Annotated in this window: 20 protein-coding genes and 1 pseudogene; 7 read left to right on the top strand and 14 right to left on the bottom strand. The window is 63.5% G+C overall.

Translation table 11 applies throughout. The features are described from left to right. Positions 1 to 999 (top strand): lipoyl synthase, encoded by a 999-nt coding sequence (lipA, locus tag ACZ9A3_RS20420; protein WP_010222903.1) that lies wholly within the window; start codon positions 1 to 3, stop codon positions 997 to 999. Between the two features lie 91 nt (positions 1,000 to 1,090). Then, the gene (locus ACZ9A3_RS20415; RefSeq protein WP_476253063.1) at positions 1,091 to 2,098 is read left to right on the top strand and encodes a S66 peptidase family protein; all 1,008 of its coding nucleotides are present in this window, start codon (positions 1,091 to 1,093) and stop codon (positions 2,096 to 2,098) included. Here ACZ9A3_RS20415 and ACZ9A3_RS20410 read toward each other — a convergent pair. The 5 genes from ACZ9A3_RS20410 to leuS form a co-directional block, all read right to left on the bottom strand. Further along, positions 2,089 to 3,405 carry a lytic murein transglycosylase gene (locus tag ACZ9A3_RS20410; RefSeq protein ID WP_045200053.1) on the bottom strand — a complete coding sequence of 439 codons (1,317 nt, stop codon included), beginning with the start codon at positions 3,403 to 3,405 and terminating at the stop codon, positions 2,089 to 2,091. The two genes, ACZ9A3_RS20415 and ACZ9A3_RS20410, sit on opposite strands and share 10 nt — an antisense overlap. A 61-nt stretch (positions 3,406 to 3,466) precedes the next feature. Then, positions 3,467 to 3,631 carry an alternative ribosome rescue factor ArfA gene (arfA, locus tag ACZ9A3_RS20405; RefSeq protein WP_045199858.1) on the bottom strand — a complete coding sequence of 55 codons (165 nt, stop codon included), beginning with the start codon at positions 3,629 to 3,631 and terminating at the stop codon, positions 3,467 to 3,469. Positions 3,632 to 3,742: 111 nt separating this feature from the next. Then, complete coding sequence (holA, locus tag ACZ9A3_RS20400; protein WP_258595013.1) at positions 3,743 to 4,780, bottom strand: DNA polymerase III subunit delta; 1,038 nt, start codon at positions 4,778 to 4,780, stop codon at positions 3,743 to 3,745. A 36-nt stretch (positions 4,781 to 4,816) separates the two neighbouring features. Then, positions 4,817 to 5,422, bottom strand: a complete 606-nt coding sequence (locus ACZ9A3_RS20395) for an LPS-assembly lipoprotein LptE (RefSeq protein WP_045199854.1) — start codon at positions 5,420 to 5,422, stop codon at positions 4,817 to 4,819. 65 nt (positions 5,423 to 5,487) lie between these two features. Next, on the bottom strand, positions 5,488 to 8,094 hold the full coding sequence (leuS, locus tag ACZ9A3_RS20390) for a leucine--tRNA ligase (protein ID WP_123565119.1): 2,607 nt from the start codon (positions 8,092 to 8,094) through the stop codon (positions 5,488 to 5,490). Between the two features lie 240 nt (positions 8,095 to 8,334). Here leuS and ACZ9A3_RS20385 point away from each other — a divergent pair, with 240 nt between their 5' ends. After that, complete coding sequence (locus ACZ9A3_RS20385; RefSeq protein ID WP_045199850.1) at positions 8,335 to 8,649, top strand: hypothetical protein; 315 nt, start codon at positions 8,335 to 8,337, stop codon at positions 8,647 to 8,649. Between the two features lie 124 nt (positions 8,650 to 8,773). Then, positions 8,774 to 9,535, top strand: a complete 762-nt coding sequence (locus ACZ9A3_RS20380) for a YdcF family protein (RefSeq protein WP_045199847.1) — start codon at positions 8,774 to 8,776, stop codon at positions 9,533 to 9,535. Here the strand turns inward: ACZ9A3_RS20380 and lnt are convergent. The 5 genes from lnt to miaB form a co-directional block, all read right to left on the bottom strand. Next, positions 9,532 to 11,049, bottom strand: a complete 1,518-nt coding sequence (lnt, locus tag ACZ9A3_RS20375) for an apolipoprotein N-acyltransferase (protein ID WP_045199845.1) — start codon at positions 11,047 to 11,049, stop codon at positions 9,532 to 9,534. The genes ACZ9A3_RS20380 and lnt overlap by 4 nt on opposite strands. A gap of 8 nt (positions 11,050 to 11,057) precedes the next feature. Further along, positions 11,058 to 11,897, bottom strand: a complete 840-nt coding sequence (locus ACZ9A3_RS20370; protein ID WP_010222913.1) for an HlyC/CorC family transporter — start codon at positions 11,895 to 11,897, stop codon at positions 11,058 to 11,060. A 5-nt stretch (positions 11,898 to 11,902) separates the two neighbouring features. Then, positions 11,903 to 12,400 carry an rRNA maturation RNase YbeY gene (gene ybeY, locus ACZ9A3_RS20365; RefSeq protein ID WP_045199843.1) on the bottom strand — a complete coding sequence of 166 codons (498 nt, stop codon included), beginning with the start codon at positions 12,398 to 12,400 and terminating at the stop codon, positions 11,903 to 11,905. Then, a complete protein-coding gene (locus ACZ9A3_RS20360; RefSeq protein ID WP_045199842.1) occupies positions 12,393 to 13,394 on the bottom strand; it encodes a PhoH family protein in 1,002 nt (333 codons plus the stop codon). Before ACZ9A3_RS20360 ends, ybeY begins: the two co-directional genes overlap by 8 nt. Before the next feature lie 123 nt (positions 13,395 to 13,517). Then, complete coding sequence (miaB, locus tag ACZ9A3_RS20355; protein ID WP_045199840.1) at positions 13,518 to 14,846, bottom strand: tRNA (N6-isopentenyl adenosine(37)-C2)-methylthiotransferase MiaB; 1,329 nt, start codon at positions 14,844 to 14,846, stop codon at positions 13,518 to 13,520. A gap of 130 nt (positions 14,847 to 14,976) precedes the next feature. Between miaB and ACZ9A3_RS20350 the strand changes: the two genes are divergently transcribed. After that, positions 14,977 to 15,303, top strand: a complete 327-nt coding sequence (locus ACZ9A3_RS20350; protein ID WP_010222917.1) for a DUF1820 family protein — start codon at positions 14,977 to 14,979, stop codon at positions 15,301 to 15,303. A gap of 7 nt (positions 15,304 to 15,310) precedes the next feature. On the opposite strand, the gene ACZ9A3_RS20345 is transcribed toward ACZ9A3_RS20350, so the two are convergent. From ACZ9A3_RS20345 to ACZ9A3_RS20330, 4 genes and pseudogenes are all read right to left on the bottom strand, one after another. Beyond that, positions 15,311 to 15,859 (bottom strand): tetratricopeptide repeat protein, encoded by a 549-nt coding sequence (locus ACZ9A3_RS20345; protein WP_045199838.1) that lies wholly within the window; start codon positions 15,857 to 15,859, stop codon positions 15,311 to 15,313. Positions 15,860 to 16,029: 170 nt separating this feature from the next. Beyond that, positions 16,030 to 17,310, bottom strand: a complete 1,281-nt coding sequence (gene hemL / locus ACZ9A3_RS20340) for a glutamate-1-semialdehyde 2,1-aminomutase (RefSeq protein ID WP_045199836.1) — start codon at positions 17,308 to 17,310, stop codon at positions 16,030 to 16,032. 15 nt (positions 17,311 to 17,325) lie between these two features. Next, positions 17,326 to 17,953 (bottom strand): annotated as a pseudogene (thiE, locus tag ACZ9A3_RS20335) (thiamine phosphate synthase). Positions 17,954 to 17,974: 21 nt separating this feature from the next. Next, entirely contained in the window at positions 17,975 to 18,772 is a 798-nt protein-coding gene (locus ACZ9A3_RS20330) for a hydroxymethylpyrimidine/phosphomethylpyrimidine kinase (protein ID WP_045199832.1), read from the bottom strand. A 263-nt stretch (positions 18,773 to 19,035) separates the two neighbouring features. Here ACZ9A3_RS20330 and ACZ9A3_RS20325 point away from each other — a divergent pair, with 263 nt between their 5' ends. After that, a complete protein-coding gene (locus tag ACZ9A3_RS20325) occupies positions 19,036 to 21,027 on the top strand; it encodes a sensor histidine kinase (RefSeq protein WP_476253062.1) in 1,992 nt (663 codons plus the stop codon). An 83-nt stretch (positions 21,028 to 21,110) separates the two neighbouring features. Continuing rightward, entirely contained in the window at positions 21,111 to 22,763 is a 1,653-nt protein-coding gene (locus ACZ9A3_RS20320; RefSeq protein ID WP_476253061.1) for an acyl-CoA dehydrogenase family protein, read from the top strand. Positions 22,764 to 22,793: the final 30 nt, after the last annotated feature.

The raw sequence follows: 22,793 nt of genomic DNA, 5'->3' as shown, positions 1-22,793 counted from the left end.
ATGACTACTGTTGTGCAAGAACCAGTGCAAAGCGTGACGCCAGCGCCTCGGCCGAAGGTCGAGGCGGGTGTCAAACTGCGTGGCGCGGAAAAAGTCGCGCGTATCCCGGTAAAGATCATCCCCACTGACGAGCTGCCAAAGAAGCCTGACTGGATTCGCGTGCGTATCCCGGTTTCGCCGGAAGTCGACCGCATCAAGCAACTGCTGCGCAAGCACAAGCTGCACAGCGTCTGCGAAGAAGCCTCCTGCCCGAACCTGGGCGAGTGCTTCTCGGGCGGCACCGCGACCTTCATGATCATGGGTGACATCTGCACCCGTCGCTGCCCGTTCTGCGACGTCGGCCATGGCCGGCCGAAGCCCTTGGACGTCGACGAGCCGAAGAACCTCGCCGTGGCCATTGCCGACCTGCGCCTGAAGTACGTGGTGATCACCTCGGTGGACCGCGACGACCTGCGCGACGGTGGTGCCCAGCATTTTGCCGACTGTATCCGTGAGATCCGCGCGCTGTCGCCGGGTGTGCAGCTCGAGACCCTGGTGCCGGACTACCGCGGGCGCATGGATGTAGCCCTGGCGATTACCGCCGAAACCCCGCCGGATGTGTTCAACCACAACCTCGAAACCGTACCGCGCCTGTACAAGGCCGCGCGTCCGGGTTCGGACTACCAGTGGTCGCTGACCTTGCTGCAGAAGTTCAAGGAACTGGTGCCGCACGTACCGACCAAGTCCGGGCTGATGCTGGGCCTTGGCGAAACCGATGAAGAAGTGATCGAAGTGATGCATCGCATGCGCGAGCACAACATCGACATGCTGACCCTCGGCCAGTACCTGCAGCCGTCGCGCAGCCACTTGCCGGTGCAGCGTTTCGTGCACCCGGACACCTTTGCCTGGTTCGCCGAAGAAGGTTACAAGATGGGCTTCAAGAACGTTGCTTCCGGTCCGCTGGTGCGTTCTTCGTACCATGCCGACCAGCAGGCGCATGAGGCCAAGATCAAGCTCTGATCGACAGCCTGGTTGTCTCGATGCCGATGTCTGCTGCAAAGCGACATCGGCATTTTTGTTTGCCGACCTGTCCACACAAGGAGTCGTCTGGATGAACCTTCCCTTCACCCATCAGGCCGATGTGCTGTCTCACGCCCAGCCGTTGCCCATGGCCTTGCCCGCTGGCGGGCTGATCGCAATCATCGCCCCGGCAGGTCCCGCCCAGGTCGATACGCTCAAGGTCAACCAGTGGTTCGAGGCGCGCGGCTATCGCTGCCGGATCTACCCGGGAGTAACCGCCGCCGAGGGTTATCTGGCCGGTAGCGATGCGCAGCGCCTGCAGGACCTGCACAGTGCATTTGCCGCTAAGGATGTCGATGCCATCATCTGCCTGCGCGGTGGCTACGGCAGCATGCGCCTGCTGGAAAACATCGATTTCGACTTGCTGCGCCGGCATCCCAAGCCGTTGGTCGGCTACAGCGACATTACCGCGCTGCACACGGCGATTGCCCGTCATGCCGGGTTTGTGACTTTCCATGGTGCCATGCTCAAGTCGGAGCTGCTGGGCAACAAGCAGGAGCCGACACTCTCTTCGTTGTTCGAGCAGCTGCGCGGCCAGCTGGGCGCCGGTGACCGTCTTGAGCACCCTCAGGCCTGGCCATTGACCACCATCCTGCCAGGCACTGCCAGCGGGCCTTTACTGGGGGGTAATCTGTCGTTGTTGTGCGCGACCCTGGGCACCCCGGCAGAAATCCACTGTGATGGCGGTATTCTGTTTATCGAAGACGTCAACGAGCCGCTGTACCGGGTCGACCGCCTGCTGACGCAATTGCGTCTGGCGGGCAAGCTCGAAGGGATTCGTGGCGTGCTGGTCGGGGATTTCGCCGGGATTGCACTAGAGGCGCTGGCGCCCTTGCTGCGCCAGTTCTTTGCACCGCTGCAGGTGCCGGTGCTGGCCGGCTGGCGCAGTGGTCATTGCGACCCGAACCTGACGTTGCCGATGGGGGCCAGGGTGTGCCTGGATGCCGATGGCAAGTGTTTGCGACTGGAGCAGGATTTGTTTGAGCGCCATCGCGGGGCAGGCCAGAGTGACCTGCCCCGCGAGGTGCTTCAGCGCTGACGCAAGCTATCGAGCAGCTTGTGCGTCGGATAGCCATCAGCCGGCCAGCCCAGCGCCTGCTGGGCGCTGCGGATGGCCTTGCGGGTGTTGGCGCCGATGATGCCGTCGGCGGCGCCGGCGTCGTAGTTGCGGGCACTGAGCAGGGTCTGCAGCTCGACACGCTCGCTGCGGCTCAGTGGCAGGTCATCCTTGGGCCATGAGCCGGCAATGTAGCCCGAGCCATCGAAGCGCTGGCCGAGCAGGCCGACGGCCATGGCGTAGGACGACGAGTTGTTGTACTTGAGGATCGCGCGGAAGTTGTCCAGTACCAGGAATGCCGGGCCGCGATAACCGGCCGGCAACAGCAGGGCGGCGGACAGCTGCTCGCTGCCGGCTGGCAAACGTACGCCGGCGGGCAGTTTCAGGCCCATCTGCAGCCATTCCGATACCGGCTTGCGCTGGCTGCCATCGGCCAGCCAGTAGTCGAAGCCAGGCGCCAGCTGCACCTCAAAACCCCAGGGTTCGCCGCGTTTCCAGCCGGAGCTCTGCAGGTAATGCGCAGTCGAGGCCAGGGCGTCAGCCGAGCTGTTCCAGATATCCCGGCGGCCGTCGCCGTCAAAATCCACGGCATGGGTGTTGTAGGTGGTGGGGATGAACTGGGTCTGGCCCATGGCCCCGGCCCACGAGCCCTTCATGGCGTCGGGCTGGATATCACCGTTTTGCAGGATTTGCAGCGCCGCGATCAACTGCGCCTGGGCGAATGCCGGGCGGCGGCCTTCATAGGCCAGGGTGGCGAGAGAGCGGATAACCGATTTGTTGCCCTGGAACTGGCCAAAGTTGCTCTCCATTCCCCACACCGACACCAGCACATTGCGGTCGACGCCGTAGCGTTGTTCGATCTGGCTCAGCAACTCGGCATGTTTTTCCAGCAGGCCTTTGCCGTTGCGTACCCGCAGTGGCGACAGCGCACCATCGAGGTACTCCCATACCGGCCGGGTAAACTCAGGCTGGCTGCGGTCGGCCTTGATCACGTCCATGTCGGGTGTGACACCGAGGAATGCGCGGTCGAAGGTGCTGGCATTGATACCCGCTTGCAGGGCTTGCTGGCGGAATCCCGCCTGCCATTGGGCGAAGCTTTGCAGCGGCTGGATCTCGCTGAGCGTGTCGACGGCAGGGGTGGGCAGGGTGACGACTGGAGCCGGTTGGGCAGGGGCCAGCGGCAGCGCATCGGCGGCGGTGGGTTTCTCCGCGCAGGCGACAAGCAGGATGAGGCTGGAGGCGGCAATCAGCTGGCGAGGTTGCCAGCGACGGGAAAGACAAAGGGGCATGCACAGGTCCAGGTATTTCAGGTCAGGTGCCGACCATACCATGCCTGCCGGATTCTTGCCTTTATGCGGCCAAAAAGTAAGAAGCCTCCCAATCTCTCGATTGGAAGGCTTCGCGGCGGTAGCTGCCTTTGCCTTTGCCGGCGCGTTCCTGGCGGCTGCGGAACAAGGGCTGGGCGACGATGGATTTGGCCTTGTTGGGCCCGGGCTTTGCGGGTTTTTTGCTCATGACAGGGAGTCCTGCAGGGTGGGTGTGGGGCGCAATATAGGTGTGAAGTTATCGCGGGGCAAGCCCGCTCCCACACAAATCGGTAGGAGCGGGCTTGCCCCGCGATACATTTCACTCCGCCGGCAAAGCCAGGCGCTGCCCCGCCATCAACAACGACAGGCGCGCCAGGCTGGTCCACGGCGAACCCTGGGCCTGGCCCTTGATCTGCGCATCGATGCGCTGGGCATCCTGCAGCAACTGGCTCCAGCGCTGCGCCGAATGGCGTTGCAGGGCTTTGCTCATCAGCGGCTTGCGCTTGTCCCAGACCGGCGGCCGGGCCTGGCTGAAGGCCTTGTCCAGCGGCACGCCCTGGCTGAACTGCTGGGCAAGCCCGGCCAGCAGGCGCAGTTCCCGGGCCAGGGCCCAGAGAATCACCGGTGGCTCGACCCCTTCGCCGCGCAAGCCCTCAAGCATGCGCAAAGCATGGGCTGCCTCGCCATTGAGGATCGCATCGACCAGGCCGAACACATCGAAACGGGCACTGTCGGCTACTGCCGCCTGGACCGTTTCAACCGTGATCTGATTGCCTTCGGCCAGCAGCTTGAGCTTCTCGATCTCCTGGGCTGCTGCCAGCAGGTTGCCTTCAACCCGGGCGGCGATCAGGTCAACCGCGTCGCGCTGGGCGCTCAGCCCGGCCTGGGACAGGCGCTGGCTGATCCATTGCGGCAACTGGTGGCTGTCTACCGGCCAGATCTGCACGAACTGGACGTGCTGGCCTTCGATCAAGGCCTTGCCCCACTTGGTCTTCTGCGCACTGCCATCGAGCTTGGGCAGGCTGATCAGCAGCAGGTTGTCTTCGGCAGGCTTGGCGCAGTACTCGATCAGTGCTGCCGCGCCCTTGTCGCCAGGCTTGCCGGAGGGCAGGCGCAGCTCGAGCAGGCGGCGCTGGGCGAACAGCGACAGGCTGGCCCCGGCCTGGAGCAGGGTGCCCCAGTCGAAGTTGGCGTCGGCGCTGAACACCTGGCGTTCATCGAAGCCTTGCTGGCGCGCCGCGGCACGCACGGCGTCGGCCGCTTCCTGGCACAGCAGCGGGTCATCGCCGCTGATCACGTAAACCGGCGCGAGGCTGCCTTGCAGGTGTTTGTTGAGCTGGGCGGGAGTGAGTTTCATGATGGCAGACGGGGCACCGAAGTGCCCCGTTCAGTCTCAGTTGCGCGGCAGTTGCAGCGGCGACTGCTGAGGCGTTTCGTCCTGGGCACGGCGGGCAGCTTCCAGGGCGTCGGCTTCGGCTTGCGCGCGTTCGTCAGCCTTTTGTTGCAGGCCTTCAAGCTGGCTCGGGGTCAGCAGTTGCAGGCGTACGAGCATGTTCTGCACCAGGTCGCGGCGCATTTCCTTGCGGGTCTGGTTGGCTTCCTGGTCGGAACCGGTGATGTTGTTGCCGTCATGCACGTAGATCTTGCGCACTTCGAGCTTGTCGTTGAGCAGGTTGGTGTCGTTGTGACCTTCGATGCTGTAGCTCAGCACGGTGGTCAGTTCGTACTCGGCCGAGCGCCCGGAACCGGCGTAGGTTGCCGCACGCTGGGACTCTTGTTCGTTGGTCAGCACCAGCTTGTAAGGCGCGCCGGCGTGGACATTGACGCCGTTGCTTTGCAATGCCTGGCGCAACTGCAGCACGGTATCGCCGTAGGCGTTACGCGCGCTCAGGTCCAGTTCCTTGATCGCCAGTTCCGTGTTGCCGGTACCGCGCAGCTGGAAACCGCAGGCGCTGAGCATAACGGCCAGGCCCATTACCAGCAGATTGCGTTTGATCATGTTGTAGCTCCCTTGTGGGCCGATTCTGTGCGCCGGCCCGCGCTGTGGCGGGCCGGCTTTTCCTGTCAGTTGGCGACGATGTTGACCAGCTTGCCCGGTACCACGATGACCTTGCGGATGCTCAGGCCTTCGGTGAAGCGCAGCACGTTCTCGTTGCTGCGCGCGGCGGCTTCGACTTCTTCACGGCTGGCCGCGGCCGGCATTTCGATCTGGCCACGCAGCTTGCCGTTGACCTGGATGACCAGGACGATGCTGTCCTGGACCAGGGCGCTCTCGTCCAGTACCGGCCAGGCCGCATCGATCACTGCGTCCTGGTGGCCCAGGCGCTGCCACAGCTCGTGGCTGATGTGCGGGGTAATCGGCGCCAGCAGCAAGGTTACAGCTTCCAGGCCTTCCTGCAGCAGGGCGCGGTCCTGTTCGCTGGCTTGCGGGGCTTTCTCCAGTACGTTCATCACGGTCATCACCTGGGCGATGGCGGTGTTGAACTTGTGGTGCTGGCCGACATCGGTGCTGGCCTGCTTGATGGCTGCGTGGATGGCGCGGCGGATCACTTTTTGCCCGTCATCGAGGCTGGCGACATCCAGCTTGCCCGGCAGGCCCTGGGCCACGTGGGCCTGAGCCAGGCGCCAGACGCGGCGCAGGAAGCGGTTGGCACCTTCGACACCGGAGTCGGACCATTCCAGGCTCATGTCCGGCGGCGAGGCGAACATCATGAACAGGCGGCAGGTGTCGGCGCCGTAGGCTTCGATCATCGCCTGCGGGTCAACGCCGTTGTTCTTGGACTTGGACATCTTCTCGGTGCCGCCGATCTCGACCGGCAGGCCGTCGGTTTTCAGCGTGGCGCCGATGATCTTGGCCTTGGCGTCGCGCTCGATCTCGACGTCGGCCGGGTTGAACCAGTCCTTGCCGCCGTTGCTGGCAACGCGGTAGTAGGTTTCGGCAACGACCATGCCCTGGGTCAGCAGGTTCTTGAACGGCTCGTTGGAGGTGACCAGGCCTTCGTCGCGCATCAGCTTGTGGAAGAAGCGCGCGTACAGCAGGTGCAGGATCGCGTGTTCGATACCGCCGATGTACTGGTCGACCGGCAGCCAGTGGTTGGCCGCTTTCGGGTCGACCATGCCGCCTTCGTAGTTAGGCGAGGCGTAGCGGGCGAAATACCACGACGACTCGACGAAGGTGTCCATGGTGTCGGTTTCACGCTTGGCTGCGGTGCCGCATTTCGGGCAGCTGCACTCGTAGAACTCGGGCATGCGCGCCAGCGGCGAGCCGGCGCCATCGGGCACGACGTTTTCTGGCAGGATGACCGGCAGTTGCTCTTCCGGTACCGGCACATCGCCACAGGACGGGCAGTGGATAATCGGGATCGGGCAGCCCCAGTAGCGCTGGCGGCTGATGCCCCAGTCGCGCAGGCGGAACTGGGTGCGGGATTTGCCCAGCTCTTTCTTGATCAGCGCCACTTCGATGGCGTCGAACGCGCCGGCGAAGTCCAGGCCGTCGAATTCGCCGGAATTGATCAGCTGGCCGTGCTCGCCATAGGCGGCCAGCCACTCGTTGCCGACTTCATCGCCGGCACTGGTGCGCACCACGGCCTTCACTGGCAGGTTGTACTTGTGGGCGAACTCGAAATCGCGCTCGTCGTGTGCCGGTACCGCCATTACTGCGCCATCGCCGTAGTGCATCAGCACGTAGTTGGCGACCCACACCGGCAACTTCTCGCCGGTCAGCGGGTGCTCGACGAACAGCGAGGTGGCCAGGCCCTTTTTCTCCTGGGTGGCGATGTCGGCTTCAGCGACGCTGCCGCTCTTGCATTCATCGATGAAGGCTTGCAGCTCGGGGTTGCCCTGGGCGGCCTGGGTGGCCAGCGGGTGCTCGGCGGCAACGGCCACGTAGGTGGCGCCCATCAGGGTGTCCGGACGGGTGGTGAAGACTTTCAGCACCCCGGCGTGGCCGATGCTGGCCTGGTCGTAGGGGAACTGCACTTCCATGCCGCGGGACTTGCCGATCCAGTTGCGCTGCATGGTCTTGACCTGCTCAGGCCAGCCCGGCAGCTCGTCGAGGCTTTCCAGCAGCTCGTCGGCGTAGTCGGTGATCTTGAAGTAGTACATCGGGATTTCGCGCTTCTCGATCAGCGCGCCCGAACGCCAGCCGCGACCGTCGATGACCTGCTCGTTGGCGAGCACGGTCTGGTCGGCCGGGTCCCAGTTCACGGTACCGTTCTTGCGGTAGATCACGCCTTTTTCGAACAGGCGGGTGAACAGCCACTGTTCCCAGCGGTAGTAGTCCGGCTTGCAAGTGGTGACTTCACGCGACCAGTCGAATGCCAGGCCCAGGCTCTTGAGCTGGGTCTTCATGTAGTCGATGTTTTCGTAGGTCCACTTGGCCGGGGCGACGTTGTTCTTCATCGCGGCGTTTTCCGCCGGCATGCCGAAGGCGTCCCAGCCCATTGGCTGCAGGACGTTCTTGCCGAGCATGCGCTGGTAACGGGCGATCACGTCACCGATGGTGTAGTTGCGCACGTGGCCCATATGTAGCTTGCCGCTTGGGTACGGGAACATCGATAGGCAGTAGTACGTGTCCTTGCCTGGCTGTTCACTGACTTCAAAAGACTTTCGCTCATCCCAGTAAGACTGGGCGGCGGCTTCGATTTCGCGGGGCTGATAGAGTTCGTGCATGGCTACTTTGCGCTGAGAAATGGGAGACCTTATCCAGGCAGCGATCAAACCGCTGCATCGGCAATCCGGTGTCAAGTATGGTGAACGCCCTAGCATACATGACCCCTGTCCACCGAGGGAAACCCTGATTGCACCGCCTTTGGCGCGGCGGGCCGTTGGTCGCGGCGTCCGGCTGCTTTTGCGAGTAACGCTAAGCTCATGTGTGGGGGGAGATATATTTATCTTCAATGAGGTGAACGGATGGGAGAGTCGCAGCAACAAGTAACCAAACCGGAGCTTTACGAACGGCTGATCGATCGTCTGGGCCTGGCCCTCGAGGTCGCCAGAACCTCCGTTCGATTACGCGATGAAGTGCCTGCTGAATTGGAGTTGCGTGGTTTGAGCCGCGCTGAATTCGAAGTGATCAAGGCCTATCTGGAATCCCTTCCGGAGGGCGGGCATGGACGCGTCGGCGCATTGCCACACGTGGAGACGCCACCTGCGGCCAGAGTTGTCTGGCTCAAGGACAAGCGCTCCGCTACCACAGCGAAGTCCAGGACGCTGCATTTCAAGTAGCTGTTCGGGTTTTTCCGGCGCAAGGCGGAGTGCGCCACTGCAGCAAAAACTTCCCGGAGCGGCACCTGACTATTGTTGCCAGGTGCCGTTCCTCTTAGGCTGCGCACCTCCAAGGAGGTGTCCTGTGCCCATTCGCTATCTCATCAAACAAATGATCATGCCGCCTGGCATCCTGTTTCTTTTGCTGATTGCTGCCTGGTGGCTACGCAATTCCTGGCCGCGGCTGTCGACCCTGTGCTTTGTCCTGGGCCTGGGCGGCTTGTGGCTGATGAGCCTGCCGATCGTGGTGGAGCAGGCTGCCCGGCAACTGGAAAGCGAGCCGGCCCTGGCCAGCAGCCAGTGGGCGGGGCTTGCGCAACAGGCCGATGCCATCGTCATCCTCGGGGCCGGGCGCGAGCGCGGCGACCCTGCCTGGGATTCGCAGGACCAGCCCACGGGCGTGGCCATGGAGCGCATGCGTTACGCCGCGCAACTGGCCAAGGCCTCGGGGTTGCCAGTATTGACCAGCGGCGGATTGCATTACGGTACGCCGCCCAGCGAAGCGCAGCTGATGGCCGATTCCTTGCAGCGAGACCTCGGGGTCAGCGTGCGCTGGAAGGAAGAGCGCAGCCGTACCACCTGGGAAAACGCGCAGATGAGTGCCGAGTTGTTGCAGCCTCTGGGGATCAAGCGCGTAGTGGTGGTGACCCAGGCCTGGCACATGCAGCGTTCACGCTGGAGCTTCGAGCAGGCGGGGTTTGTCGTGGTGCCGGCACCGGTGGGCTTTCTGGGTCGTGACCATGCCCGCCCCTTCGGTGGCTGGCTGCCGGAAGGCAAGTCGTTGTGGCAGAGCGGCCAACTGCTCAATGAGGCAGTCGGCCTGCTCGGCTACAAGCTGTTCTACTAGACGGTCTTGGCGATCCGGCTGGCCAGCAGGGCCCAGCCCAGCAGCAGCGCGCAGAGAATCACCAATGGCCAGGAGCGCCACTGCAGGTACGGGGTGAGTTGCTGCATCGGCACCACTTCGCCATAGAGGATGCCACGCTCGAACTGCGGGATCTGTGCGGTGATGCGCCCGAACGGGTCGATCAGGCCGGTGACACCGTTGTTGGTGGCGCGGATCATCCAGCGGCCGGCTTCCAGGGCGCGCATCTGCGCCATTTGCAGATGCTGCAGGGGGCCGATCGAGGTGCCGAACCAGGTGTCGTTGCTGATGGTCAGGAGGATATCGCTGCGGGCCGCCAGGCTTGCGGCAAACTCCGGATAAACCACTTCGTAGCAGATGTACGGCGCGATTTGATAGCCCTTGGCCTGCAACAGTGGCTGATCGGCCGGGCCACGGGCGAAGTCCGACATTGGCAGGTCAAAGAAGGCGATCAGGCCACGGAGCATGTCCTGCAGCGGCACGTACTCGCCAAATGGCACCAGTTTTTGCTTGAGGTAGGTGCCATCGCCTTCGCCGGTGACAGTGATGCCGTTGTAATAGCGGCGTTGCTCGTGCACCACTTCACGTACCGGAACCCCGGTGATCAAGGCGGTATTACGCTCGGCGGCGAAGTTGCCCATCATGTCCAGGTAGCCCTGGGCCTGGTCCTTGAGGATCGGCACCGCGGTTTCCGGCCACACCAGCAGGTCGACCGGCTTGGAACTGAAGCTCATGTCGCGGTACAGGGCCAGTTGAGCGTTGACGTGTTCGGGGTTCCACTTCATTTCCTGCTCGACGTTGCCTTGCAGCGCAGCAACGGTCAGCGGCTTGCCCGCCGGGCTGGTCCAGGCATGGTTTTTCAGCGCCAGGCCGATGGCCCAGGGCGCCAGCAGCAAGACCACGGCCACTGCCAGAAACGACGTGCGCGCGCGCAGGCGTGGCAGGTTGCACAGCAGCGCCGCGCACAGCGCCAGGCAGAACGAGATCAGCCACATGCCGCCCAGCGGCGCCAGGCCCGACAGCGGGCCGTCGAGCTGGCTGTAACCGGAGTACAGCCAGGGGAAACCGGTAAGGAACCAGCCGCGGAACGCCTCCTGGCCGACCCATAAGGCGGCGAAGCACAGAGCATCGGCCAACGGCGCCTCGTTGCGCCGTAGCCAGCGCGCCCAGAGCCAGGCGGGCAGGGCGAAGAACCAGGCAATGGCGGCAAAGAACGCCAGCAACAGCCCGGTGGCCAGCAGCGGCGTGGCGCCGCCGTAGGTATTGATGCTGACGTAGATCCAACTGGTGCCGGCAGCGTACAGGCCAAAGCCGAAGCACCAGCCGCGGCCCAGGGCCTGGCGCGGGCTGAGCTCGCGCAGGCCGAGGTAGAACAGGCCGGCCGCAAGCAATGCCAGCGGCCAGATGTCGAACGGCGCCAGGGCCAGGGTGGTGATTGCACCGGCCGCCACGGCCAGCAGGTTACCGGGCCAGCCGGGGCGGGTGATCCAGCGCATGGTTGTCCTTAACGGGTGATAGGGGTCAGACGCAGCAGGTGAATCCGGCGGCTGTCAGCGTTGAGAATACGGAAACGGTACGGGCCGATCTCGGTGGTCTCGTTACGCTTGGGCAGGTGGCCGAAGGCGCTCATCACCAGGCCGCCGACGGTGTCGAACTCGTCGTCGGAGAACTGGCTGTCGAAGAACTCGTTGAAGTTCTCGATCGGCGTCAGCGCTTTGATCAGGAAGTCGCCGCTGGGCAGTGGCTTGATGTAGCTGTCTTCCTCGACGTCATGCTCGTCTTCGATGTCGCCGACGATTTGCTCGAGGACGTCTTCGATGGTCACCAGGCCCGCCACGCCGCCGTACTCGTCGATGACGATGGCCATGTGGTTGTGGTTGGCGCGAAACTCGCGCAGCAGCACGTTCAGGCGCTTGGACTCGGGCACGAAGGTGGCCGGGCGCAGCAGGTCCTTGATGTTGAAGCTGTCGCCGTTCTCCTTGAGGATCAACGGCAGCAGGTCTTTGGCCAGCAGCACGCCGAGCACGTCATCGTGGCTTTCGCCGACCACCGGGTAGCGCGAGTGGGCGGCGTCGATCACCGCCGGCAGGAACTCACGCGGCGACTGGGTCGCCTTGATGCTCATCATCTGCGAGCGCGGCACCATGATGTCGCGCACCTGCAGGTCGGCGACCTGGATGGCGCCCTCGACAATGGTCAGCGCCTCGCTGTCGAGCAGCTTGTTCTGATGGGCTTCGCGCAGCAGCTCAAGCAGCTCCTGACGGTTTTTCGGCTCGTGGGCAAAAGCCTGGGTCAGTTTGCCCAGCCAGGACTTTTGCCCGTTGCTCGATCGATCTTCGCTCATGGCGGTTACTCGTGATCCTTTGCAGATATCAGTGTTGAATTGTCGTCGTGTTCGTCGTCGGCGTACGGGTCCGGATGACCCAGTTCAGCAAGCAACGTTCGTTCCAGTGCTTCCATTTCCTCGGCCTCATCGTCGTCGATGTGGTCGTAGCCCAGCAGGTGCAGGCAGCCATGGATGACCAGGTGCGCCCAGTGGGCCTCGAGCGCCTTGCCCTGTTCGACAGCCTCGCGTTCGACCACGGCGATGCAGATCACCAGGTCGCCGAGCAGCGGAATGTCGAGCAACTCGTCAGGCACATCGGCCGGGAACGACAGCACGTTGGTGGCGTAGTCTTTGTGCCGCCAGGTGTGATTCAGTTCGCGGCCTTCGGCTTCATCGACCAGACGGATGGTCATTTCCGAGTCGGCCGTGCGCTGGCGCAGGGCCAGCTCGCACCATTGGCGGAATTGATCTTCGGTCGGGTGGTTCGCATCGCTTGCCAGCTGCAGATCGAGCTCAAGCATCGCGGTGTTTGCCTTCGGTCGGGTTCTGCTGCTGGCTGTCGAAGCGCTCGTAGGCCTCGACAATGCGCTGCACCAACGGGTGGCGGACCACGTCCTTGGGCTGGAAGTGCGTAAAGCTGATGCCCGGCACGCCCTTGAGCACCTCGATGACATGGGCCAGGCCCGACTTGGTGCCACGCGGCAGGTCGACCTGGGTGATGTCACCGGTGATCACCGCGGTGGAACCGAACCCAATGCGGGTGAGGAACATCTTCATCTGCTCGACCGTGGTGTTCTGGCTTTCGTCGAGGATGATGAAGCTGTTGTTCAGGGTGCGCCCGCGCATGTAGGCCAGCGGCGCGATCTCGATCACCTGGCGTTCGATCAGCTTGGCCACGTGTTCAAAGCCGAGCATCTCGTACAGCGCGTCATACAGCGGGCGCAGGTACGGGTCGATCTTCTGTGCCAGGTCGCCGGGCAGGAAGCCGAGTTTTTCACCCGCTTCGACCGCCGGACGCACCAGCAGGATGCGTCGCACCTGTTCACGCTCCAGGGCATCAACCGCGCAGGCCACGGCCAGGTAGGTCTTGCCGGTACCGGCCGGGCCGATGCCGAAGTTGATGTCGTTGCCGAGGATTTCCTTCACGTAGCGCTGCTGGTTCAGCCCGCGCGGACGAATCATGCCCTTGCGCGTGCGCAAGGAAACACTGACTTCGTTGACGGCCGGGTTCTCCAGCTCTTCGACGGCCGATTCCTGCAGGTACAGGTGGACCATTTCCGGCGACAGCTCGGTGGCCTTGGCCTCGCGATAGAGGCGGCGCAGCAGTTGCTCGGCAGAGGAGGTGTGCTTGGGTTCGCCGATCAGTTCGAACTGATTGCCGCGGTTGCGGATTTCGATGGCCAGGCGCTGTTCGATCAGGCGCAAATGCTCGTCGAACTGCCCGCACAGGTTGGCGAAGCGATGGGCCTCGAAAGGCTCGAGGATGAAACGATGTGGTTCGATAGGTGCGTTCAAGGTCGTTTTTCAGCCGCCCAACGGCAAAGGATATGGTCTCAAGGATAACCCTAGCCGCTGCAGGGCGAAAGCGCTGAAACGATCAAGGGTCGCCGGGCCTGTAACCAGGCCCGGCAGGACAGCTCAGTGGGCCAGCGAGCCGAACAGCGAGTGTGGGCGCGCGTCGTCGATATGGATATCGACGAACTGGCCGATCAGCTTGGGATTGTCGCAGCGAAAGTTGACGATACGATTATTCTCGGTACGCCCCTGCAACTGGCCAGGATCGCGGCGCGAGTAGTCGGTGACCAGAATGCGCTGGACCGTACCGACCATTTGTCGGCTGATCTCGAAGCCCTGGGTGTCGAGGCGGTGCTGCAGGGCCTTGAGGCGCTCTTTTTTCAGTTCTTCCGGGGTTTCGTCCGGCAAGTCCGAGGCCGGGGTGCCCGGGCGCTGGCTGTAGACGAACGAGTAGGAAAAATCGAAACCGACGTCGGCCACCAGCTTCATGGTCTGCTCGAAGTCTTTCTCGGTTTCGCCGGGGAAGCCGACAATGAAGTCCGAGCTGATGCAGATGCCCGGTACCGCCGCCTTGAGCTTGCGCAGCTTGGACTTGTACTCGAGGACGGTGTGGTTGCGCTTCATCGCCGCCAGCACCCGGTCGGAGCCCGATTGCACCGGCAGGTGCAGGTGCTTGACCAGCTCCGGCACCTCGGCGTGGGCCTGGATCAGGCTGTCGGAAAATTCCAGCGGGTGCGAGGTGGTGTAGCGGATGCGCTCGATGCCATCGACGGCGGCGACCACGCGGATCAGCTCGGCAAGGTCGGCAAGGCGGCCGTCGTGGGTCTGGCCGCGGTAGCCGTTGACGTTCTGCCCCAACAGGGTGACTTCACGCACGCCGTTCTCGGCCAGGTGGATGACCTCGGCCAGCACGTCGTCGAACGGCCGGCTGACTTCCTCGCCGCGGGTGTAGGGCACCACGCAGAAGGTGCAGTACTTGCTGCAGCCTTCCATCACTGAGACATAGGCGGTGGGGCCGTCGATGCGTGGCTCGGGCAGGTGGTCGAATTTTTCGATCTCCGGGAACGACACATCGACCTGCGGCAGGCGCGTGGTGCGTGCGGCGTCGATCATCTCCGGCAGGCGGTGCAGGGTCTGCGGGCCGAAGACCACGTCGACATAGGGCGCGCGCTTGCGGATCGACTCGCCTTCCTGGCTGGCCACGCAGCCGCCGACGGCGATGACCATGTCCGGTTTGAGGTCCTTGAGTTCACGCCAGCGGCCCAGCTGGGAGTACACCCGGTCCTGGGCACGCTCGCGGATCGAGCAGGTGTTGAGCAGGATGACGTCGGCGTCTTCGGCGCGGGCCGTGACTTCAAGGGCTTGATGTTCACCCAGCAGATCGACCATGCGCGAGCTGTCGTACTCGTTCATCTGGCAACCGTGGGTTTCGATGTAAAGCTTCTTGGCCATGGGAGATCATCTGGTAATTCGAAGAACCGCACATTATAAGGGGCCGGCGCCGTGGATCCTAGCGTTGTCGGCCCGGTGCCTATGTTATAGTTTGCGACTTCTTTACCACCCTTGATTGTCCCCGCCCAAAATGACCAAACGCGAAGCTCCGATCTACAAAGTGATCTTTCTCAACCAGGGCCAGGTGTACGAGATGTACGCCAAACAGATCTACCAAAGCGATCTGTGGGGCTTCCTTGAGGTCGAGGAGTTTGTCTTTGGCGAGCGCACCCAGGTGGTGGTCGACCCGAGCGAAGAAAAGCTCAAGGCCCAGTTCGAAGGCGTGGTGCGCAGCTTTGTGCCGATGCATTCGATCGTGCGTATCGACGAGGTGGAGCGTCTGGGCACGCCGAAGATCAGCGAAGCACGCGGTACTGGCAATGTAATGCCATTCCCGATGCCAATGCCGGAAAAGTAAGCGGGGATCAGGGCAGCGGCGAGAAGGGCGTGCGGCCTTCGGCGGTCTGCAGCTCCAGCAGGTACTTGCGGAAAATCTGCCCCAGCACCTGGGTGGCGACTTCCAGTTCATCGCGGGGCATCTTCGCAGACACCTCGTCGGCCATGTCCAGGGCATCTTCGGCGCCGTTGACCGCCGCCATCTTCAGCACGATGTAGGCCTGCACATTGTTGGCCGCCACACCTTCACCCTTGTAGAACATGCTGCCCAGGCGGTATTGCGCCTCGGCGTGGCCTTGCAGCGAGGCTTGCTCGAAGTAGCTCAGGGCCTGGTTGAGGTCGCGCGGGGTGTTGGTGCCCTCGTAGTAGAACTCACCCAACTCGTACTGGGCCTGGGCATCCCCGGACTTTGCCGCGTCCTGGCAGGCGGCGAGGGCTTGCGGCAGGTCTTCGGGCTGGGAATCGAGGGTGCAGCGGCCCGTTGCCGGAATCAGCAACGAGTTACCGCCTGCCGTGGCCAGCAGGGGCTGAAGAAGCAACAGGCAGCCCAGGGCGAGGGCGCGGCCGGTGCGGTTCATGGGGATCGACATACCTCTGCAAAGCTGCGGCCAAAGTGTCTGGTGGCACATTATGGGATAAGCAGCGCCTACCTTACAAAGTCTTTACTCGATTTTCTGCTTTGCAAGGCCCCATCGCGGGGCAATCGTGCGCCTGCAGGCGCACGATTGCCCCGCGATGGTCCACTGAATTACAGCTTGGCAAACGCCTTCTCAGCCGCATCCAGGGTGATCTGCAGCTCGGTGTCACCGTGGGCGATCGAGGTAAAGCCGGCTTCGAAGGCGCTTGGCGCCAGGTACACGCCACCTTCGAGCATCAGGTGGAAGAAGCGCTTGAAGCGCTCGGCATCGCTGGCCATGACGTCATCGAAAGTAACGATATCGTCGGCGCCACTGAAGTACAGGCCGAACATGCCACCGGCCTGGGTGGTGACGAACGGGATGCCAGCAGCATCGGCGCGCTGTTGCAGGCCATCGAGCAGGCGGCTGGTGAAGGCGCTCAGCTCGTCATGAAAGCCCGGGCGACTGATCAGCTTGAGGGTGGTCAGGCCGGCGGCCATGGCCAGCGGGTTGCCCGACAGGGTGCCGGCCTGGTAGACCGGGCCCAGCGGCGCGATCTGTTCCATGATCTTGCGCTTGCCGCCGAAGCAGCCCACCGGCATGCCGCCGCCGACGATCTTGCCGAAGGTCGACAGGTCCGGGGTAACGCCGTAGTGCGCCTGGGCGCCACCCAGGGCGACGCGAAAACCGGTCATCACTTCGTCGAAAATCAGCACCACGCCGTGCTTGTCGCACAGGGTGCGCAGGCCTTCGAGGAAGCCCGGCGCCGGCGGTACGCAGTTCATGTTGCCGGCTACCGGCTCGACGATGATGCAGGCAACCTCCTGGCCGACTTCGGCGAGCATCTTCTCGACCGCGTCGATGTCGTTGAACGGCAGGGTCAGGGTGTGTTTGGCAAAGGCTGCTGGCACGCCGGCCGAGCTTGGCACGCCCTGGGTCAACAGGCCGGAGCCGGCTTTGACCAGCAGGCTGTCGGAGTGGCCGTGGTAGCAGCCTTCGAACTTGATGATGCTGTCGCGGCCGGTGTAACCACGGGCCAGACGGATGGCGCTCATGGTCGCCTCGGTGCCGGAGCTGACCATGCGGACCATTTCCATCGAGGGCACGATCGAGCAGACCAGGTCAGCCATTTCGGTTTCCATGGCGGTTGGCGCGCCATAAGACAAACCGTGTTCCAGCTGCTTGCGCACCGAGTCGAGCACGTCCGGGTGGCTGTGGCCAAGGATCATCGGGCCCCAGGAACCAACGTAGTCGACGTAGCGTTTGTCATCTTCATCGGTGACATAGGCGCCAGCGGCATGCTTGAAGAACAGTGGCGTGCCGCCAACGCTCTTGAACGCCCGCACCGGCGAGTTGACGCCACCGGGGATGTGTTTCTGGGCGTTGGCAAACAGGGTTTCGGAACGAGACATGATGGGCTCTCTCAATCAGGCAGATGCGAACAGGGCGTTGAAGGCGCGTGCACGGCGGGGTGACTTCCTGCGTGCTGTCGGCGCCGAACAGGCCGTGAATCACCGCCAGCAGGTCGGCGCCGTGGGCGACCAGCGGGGCGGCGTTGTCGAGGGTGATGCCGCCGATCACGCAGATCGGCAGCTTGATGCGGGTGCGCGCTTGTTCCAGCAAGGCGATGTCGGCGGCGGGCACGCCCGGCTTGGTCACCGAGTTGAAGAAGCGGCCAAAGGCGACGTAGCTGGCGCCTTCGCGGGCGGCCTGTTCGGCCAGCTCAAGCTGGGCATGGCAGGTCGAGCCGATGATCGCTTCGCGGCCGAGCAGGGTGCGCGCTGGCGTCAGCGGGCCATCGGTCTGGCCCAGGTGCACACCGACACCCAGGCGCGCGGCCAGCTCGGCATCGTCGTTGATGATCAGTTGGGTCTTGTAGCGTGCGCAAAGCTCGGCCAGGGCTTCGGCTTCGCGCAGCCGACGGGACTCGTCCTGGCTTTTGTCACGGTACTGCAGCAAGGTCACGCCGCCTTCAAGCGCCGCTTCGACATAGGGCAGGAACTTGCCGGCCAGCAACTGGCTGTCAGTGATGGCATACAGGCCGCGTAACTTCATGGTGTAGACCTCAAGCGAAGATCAGGAACAGAAATCCAGGGGCAGGCGGCGCGGCACGTACTGGCCTTTGCCCAGTTGCTCGGCGTCGCGCAGGGTCCGCCAGGTGTAGTCCAGGGCCGAACGCACCGCGCTTTGCAGTTGCTCGCCAAGGGCCAGGCGGCCGGCCAGGGCGCTGGCCAGGGTGCAGCCGGAACCGTGGTAGCTGCCGGGCAGGCGCTGGCAGGTCCAGGTATGACGCTGGCCGTCGCGGCTGTACAGGCGGTTGTGGATTTCGTGTTCGTCACCGTGACCGCCGGTGATCAGCAGGTGTCTGACAAACGGCAGGAGTTTTTCGGCGCATTCATCGGCGCTGCCGTCGGGCAGCTCGGCCAGGATGCGCGCTTCGGGAAGGTTGGGGGTAGCAATGGTTGCCAGCGGCAGCAGGCGTTCGCGCATGGCGTAGCCGACTTCATCCTTGCCCAGGCGGCCACCGCCGCCAGCGCGCAGGACCGGGTCGCAGACCAGCGGCAGGTGCGGGTGGGCACTGAGCAGTTCGACCACGGTATCGACCATTTCGGTCGAGCCGAGCATGCCCAGCTTGACCGCCGCTACGGTCGAATCGGCAAGCACGGCATTGGCCTGGGCCAGTACCCACTCGCGGTCGAGGACACGGAAGTCAGTGACATTGACGGTATCCTGAACGGTCAGGGCGGTCACGGCCGGAGCGGCATGACAGCCTTGCGCAATCAGGGCTTCGATATCTGCCTGCAAGCCGGCACCGCCACTGGGGTCGTGGCCGGAGAGACAGAGGACAACGGGGCGGGAGCTGTAGGTATTCATGGTGCGCGAGCTTATCACCAAACGCTTTTGCTGGGTCCGCCCCGGCGCCGGGGATTTTTCAACGGGCGTTTGAACTGTACTTGTGAAATCGCTGAAAGTGGCGTTCTAGAGCCTTCGGCGTAAAGTTTTCAGTGGCATCTGGCAGGCTCGGAAAGCTATGCTAGAGTGCTCGAATAAACCGATAACGGTTACTGCCGGATTGCATCGCCTCAAACGGACAGGAGGCTACGCGACGCGACCGGGACAGGCCATGCTGGGGCTGTATGCGCTATTTGCTGATTGTTGTGCTGGGCTGGTTGCCGTTACTGGCCCCGGCGGTCGATTTCGACGACTCCACCCGCAGCTTGCCGCTGGGGCAAGTGATGCAAGTGTTCGAAGACCGCGATGGCAATGCCAGCATTGCGCAGGTCAGTGCGCCCTCGTTCGCCGAGCATTTTCGCCCGCACCGGGCCGAGGTCCTCAACGCCGGTTACTCCACCTCGGTGTTCTGGCTGAAAGTCCAGCTGCGCTACACCGCCTTGCCCTCGGCTGCGCCCCGCGCTTGGTTGCTGGAACTGGCCTACCCGCCGCTCGATCACCTGGAACTCTACCTGGCCGACGCCAGCGGCACCTTCCACCTGGCCCAGCGCACCGGCGACGCCTTGCCCTATGCCAGCCGGCAGATCAAACAGAACAACTACCTGTTCGAATTACCGTTCACCCCCGGCCAGACCACCACCGCTTATTTGCGCCTGCACAGCGAAGGTTCGGTGCAAGCGCCGCTGACCCTGTGGTCGGCCCAGGCTTACCTCGAAGCACAGCCCACCCGCTTGTACGTGTTGGGCCTGATCTACGGCGTATTGCTGGGGATGCTGGTGTACAACCTGTTCATCTACCTGAGCGTACGCGACACCAGTTACCTGTATTACATCCTCTACATCGCCTCGTTCGGCCTGTACCAGGTGTCGGTCAACGGCGCTGGCGTGGCGTATTTCTGGCCGGACAATCCCTGGTGGGCGAACGCCGCCACGCCGATGTTCATCGGCGCGGCAGGTTTGTTCGGTTGCCAGTTTGCCCGCAGTTTCCTGCAATTGAGCAATCACAGCCGTGTCTTCGATGCAGTGCTCAAGGTGCTGATGGGCTGCGGCGCGCTGGTCATGCTGTTGTCGCTGACCAGCAGCTACGGTGTTGCCCTGCGCCTGGCCACCGCCTTGGCCCTGCTGTTTACCGTGTGCATTTTCGCCGCCGGGATTTTCGCCTGGCGCCGTGGTTTGCGCGTGGCCCGCTACTTCATCATCGCCTGGTCGGCATTCTTGCTCGGCGGCCTGGTCAACACCCTGATGGTGCTGGGTTACCTGCCGAACGTGTTCCTGACCATGTATGCCAGCCAGATCGGTTCGGCGCTGGAGGTCGGCCTGTTGTCCCTGGCCCTGGCCGACCGCATCAACAGCATGCGCGACGAGCAGGCCCGGACCCTGCGCGAAACCGGCCGTACCCTGGAACAGCTGAACATCGAGCTGGCCAACAGCAACCGTCTCAAGGACCAGTTCCTGGCTACCGTCACCCACGAACTGCGCACGCCGATGAACGGTGTGATCGGTTCGCTGGAACTGATGCAGACCATGTCGCTGGACGGCGAGCTGGCCCAGTACCAGCACACCGCAAGCTCCGCGGCCCAGGACATGATGGGCATGGTCGATGACATCCTCATCCTCACCGAACTGCAGGCCGGCCGCCTCAGCGCGCAAAATGCACCGTTCAGCCTGCGCTCGCTGCTGCAGGAAGTGCGTGCCGAATACGCCGCGCCGGCCATGGCCAAGGGCTTGTACCTGAGCCTGGATATCCCGGCGGAGCTGCCTGACGTACTGATCGGCGATCGACACAAGCTGGCCATGTGCCTGGGTTACCTGATGGACAACGGCATCAAATTCACCCACCAGGGTGGAGTCATGTTGCAGGCCCGCGGCACACGGCTGGGGCCGGACCTGTTGGGCCTGAGCATCAGTGTCAGCGACAGCGGCATCGGTTTTGACTGCCTGGACGAAGCCACGCTGTACCAGCGCTTCTTCCAGGTCGACGGTTCGATGACCCGTGAATACGGCGGCTTGGGCATTGGCCTGGCGATTTGCCGGCAGTTGGTCGAGTTGATCGGTGCACGCCTGCAGCACGAATCCAACCCGGGCCTGGGCAGCCGTTTCGAGCTGAACCTGAGCGTGCCCTTGAGCCCGCCCCAGGCGCAGTTGGGCATGCCTCGGCCAGGGTTAAACCACGGCTAGTTAGGCGTTTTTGTCACTTTGACAGGGGGGCAGGGCGTGATTCACTGAAAATTCAGTCACGCCAGGATCCAGGAGGCCCCTCGATGAACCTGCACCAGTACGCTGAAACCCATGAGGTCACCAACCAGCCACCGTCCCTGGACGGGGCCAACCTGTACCGCATCGACCTGCCACTGCAGGAATGGTCGCGGCGCTACGGGGCGGGTTGGGCGCAGGAGCGCATCGACGCGTACGGTGCCCTGGCCGGCGGGCCGCTGATGGCCGCAGGCTTTCTGGCCAACCAGAACAAGCCGCAGTTCAGCAGCCATGACCGTTATGGCCATCGCATCGACCTGGTGGAGTTCCATCCGGCCTATCATGAACTGATGCGCACGGCCATCGAGCATGGCCTGCCGTCCTTGCCGTGGACCGACCCGCGTGAAGGCGCGCATGTCGCCCGCGCCTCGATGACCTACCTGCACAGCCAGGCCGAAGCCGGCAGTGGTTGCCCGCTAACCATGACCTTTGCCGCGGTGCCGGCGCTCAAGCTGCAACCTGAGCTGGCCGAGTACTGGCTGCCGAAAGTGCTGGCCACCAAATACGACCCGCGCAACCTCGGCGATCGCCACAAGGCCGGCGTGACCCTGGGCATGGCCATGACCGAGAAGCAGGGCGGCACCGATGTGCGTGCCAACACCACCCGCGCCTATCCGGTGGGAGCACCCGGCCCGGGACAGGCCTATGAGCTGGTCGGGCATAAATGGTTCTGTTCGGCGCCGATGTGTGATGCCTTCCTGACCCTGGCGCAGACTGACAAGGGCTTGAGCTGCTTCCTGCTGCCGCGCCACCGCCCGGATGACAGCCGCAACCAGTTCTATATCCAGCGCCTGAAGAACAAGCTCGGCAACTGCTCCAACGCCTCCAGCGAGGTCGAGTTCCGTGGTGCCCTGGCCTGGATGATCGGCGAAGAAGGCCGCGGCGTGCCGACCATCATCGAGATGGTGGCCATGACCCGCTTCGACTGCATGGTCGGCTCCAGCGCCCTGATGCGTCAGGCCCTGACCCAGGCTGCCCATCATTGTGCCCATCGCCAGGTCGGCGGGCGCTTGCTGGCCGAGCAGCCATTGATGCAGAACGTGTTGGCCGATCTGGCCCTGGAAAGCGAAGCGGCGCTGGCCCTGAGCCTGCGCATGGGCCGTGCCCTCGACCAGCCGGATGATCCGCACCAGGCGCGTTTTGCCCGCTTGATTACCGCCGTGGGCAAGTACTGGATCTGCAAGCGTGCGCCGGCAATGATCAACGAAGCGGCCGAATGCATGGGCGGCGCCGGTTATGTCGAAGACAGCATCCTGCCGCGGCTGTACCGCGAAGCGCCGGTCAACTCGACCTGGGAAGGTTCGGGCAATGTCCAGTGTCTGGACGTGTTGCGCGCACTGTCCAAGGAGCCAGGTGTGCTCGACACGTTGTTCGCCGAGCTCGGTGATGGCCACGGCGACCCGCGCCTGGCCGCACATATCGGTAACCTCAAGGCGGCCTTTGCCGACACCGCGGACATCCAGTACCGCGCCCGCCAGCTCACCGAAGACATCGCCGTCGGCCTGCAGGCCAAGCTGCTGCTCGAAGCCGGTAACGCCGCGGTCAGCGATGCCTTTATTGCCAGCCGCCTGGGCGGCAATGGCCGGGTGTATGGCGTACTGCCCCGTGGTGTCGACGTCGCCGCGCTGGTGCAACGCTCGACCCCGAACTGGCCGCTCTAACGTGCGTGCCTTTGCCGCCGGATATAGGCA

The organism is Pseudomonas sp. TE4620 (assembly GCF_056279045.1).
The sequence above is the reverse complement of the archived record's forward strand: the minus strand, read 5'-3'. Positions and strand labels throughout refer to the sequence as shown.

Coding starts and splice junctions, on each gene's coding strand:
- lipA (WP_010222903.1), top strand. CDS start 1: ATGACTACTGTTGTGCAAGAACCAGTGCAAAGCGTGACGCCAGCGCCT.
- miaB (WP_045199840.1), bottom strand. CDS start 14,846: ATGGCCAAGAAGCTTTACATCGAAACCCACGGTTGCCAGATGAACGAG.
- ybeY (WP_045199843.1), bottom strand. CDS start 12,400: ATGCTTGAGCTCGATCTGCAGCTGGCAAGCGATGCGAACCACCCGACC.
- leuS (WP_123565119.1), bottom strand. CDS start 8,094: ATGCACGAACTCTATCAGCCCCGCGAAATCGAAGCCGCCGCCCAGTCT.
- ACZ9A3_RS20370 (WP_010222913.1), bottom strand. CDS start 11,897: ATGAGCGAAGATCGATCGAGCAACGGGCAAAAGTCCTGGCTGGGCAAA.
- ACZ9A3_RS20330 (WP_045199832.1), bottom strand. CDS start 18,772: ATGAATACCTACAGCTCCCGCCCCGTTGTCCTCTGTCTCTCCGGCCAC.
- ACZ9A3_RS20415 (WP_476253063.1), top strand. CDS start 1,091: ATGAACCTTCCCTTCACCCATCAGGCCGATGTGCTGTCTCACGCCCAG.
- ACZ9A3_RS20325 (WP_476253062.1), top strand. CDS start 19,036: ATGCGCTATTTGCTGATTGTTGTGCTGGGCTGGTTGCCGTTACTGGCC.
- ACZ9A3_RS20320 (WP_476253061.1), top strand. CDS start 21,111: ATGAACCTGCACCAGTACGCTGAAACCCATGAGGTCACCAACCAGCCA.
- ACZ9A3_RS20345 (WP_045199838.1), bottom strand. CDS start 15,859: ATGAACCGCACCGGCCGCGCCCTCGCCCTGGGCTGCCTGTTGCTTCTT.
- holA (WP_258595013.1), bottom strand. CDS start 4,780: ATGAAACTCACTCCCGCCCAGCTCAACAAACACCTGCAAGGCAGCCTC.
- ACZ9A3_RS20350 (WP_010222917.1), top strand. CDS start 14,977: ATGACCAAACGCGAAGCTCCGATCTACAAAGTGATCTTTCTCAACCAG.
- lnt (WP_045199845.1), bottom strand. CDS start 11,049: ATGCGCTGGATCACCCGCCCCGGCTGGCCCGGTAACCTGCTGGCCGTG.
- hemL (WP_045199836.1), bottom strand. CDS start 17,310: ATGTCTCGTTCCGAAACCCTGTTTGCCAACGCCCAGAAACACATCCCC.
- ACZ9A3_RS20410 (WP_045200053.1), bottom strand. CDS start 3,405: ATGCCCCTTTGTCTTTCCCGTCGCTGGCAACCTCGCCAGCTGATTGCC.
- arfA (WP_045199858.1), bottom strand. CDS start 3,631: ATGAGCAAAAAACCCGCAAAGCCCGGGCCCAACAAGGCCAAATCCATC.
- ACZ9A3_RS20385 (WP_045199850.1), top strand. CDS start 8,335: ATGGGAGAGTCGCAGCAACAAGTAACCAAACCGGAGCTTTACGAACGG.
- ACZ9A3_RS20395 (WP_045199854.1), bottom strand. CDS start 5,422: ATGATCAAACGCAATCTGCTGGTAATGGGCCTGGCCGTTATGCTCAGC.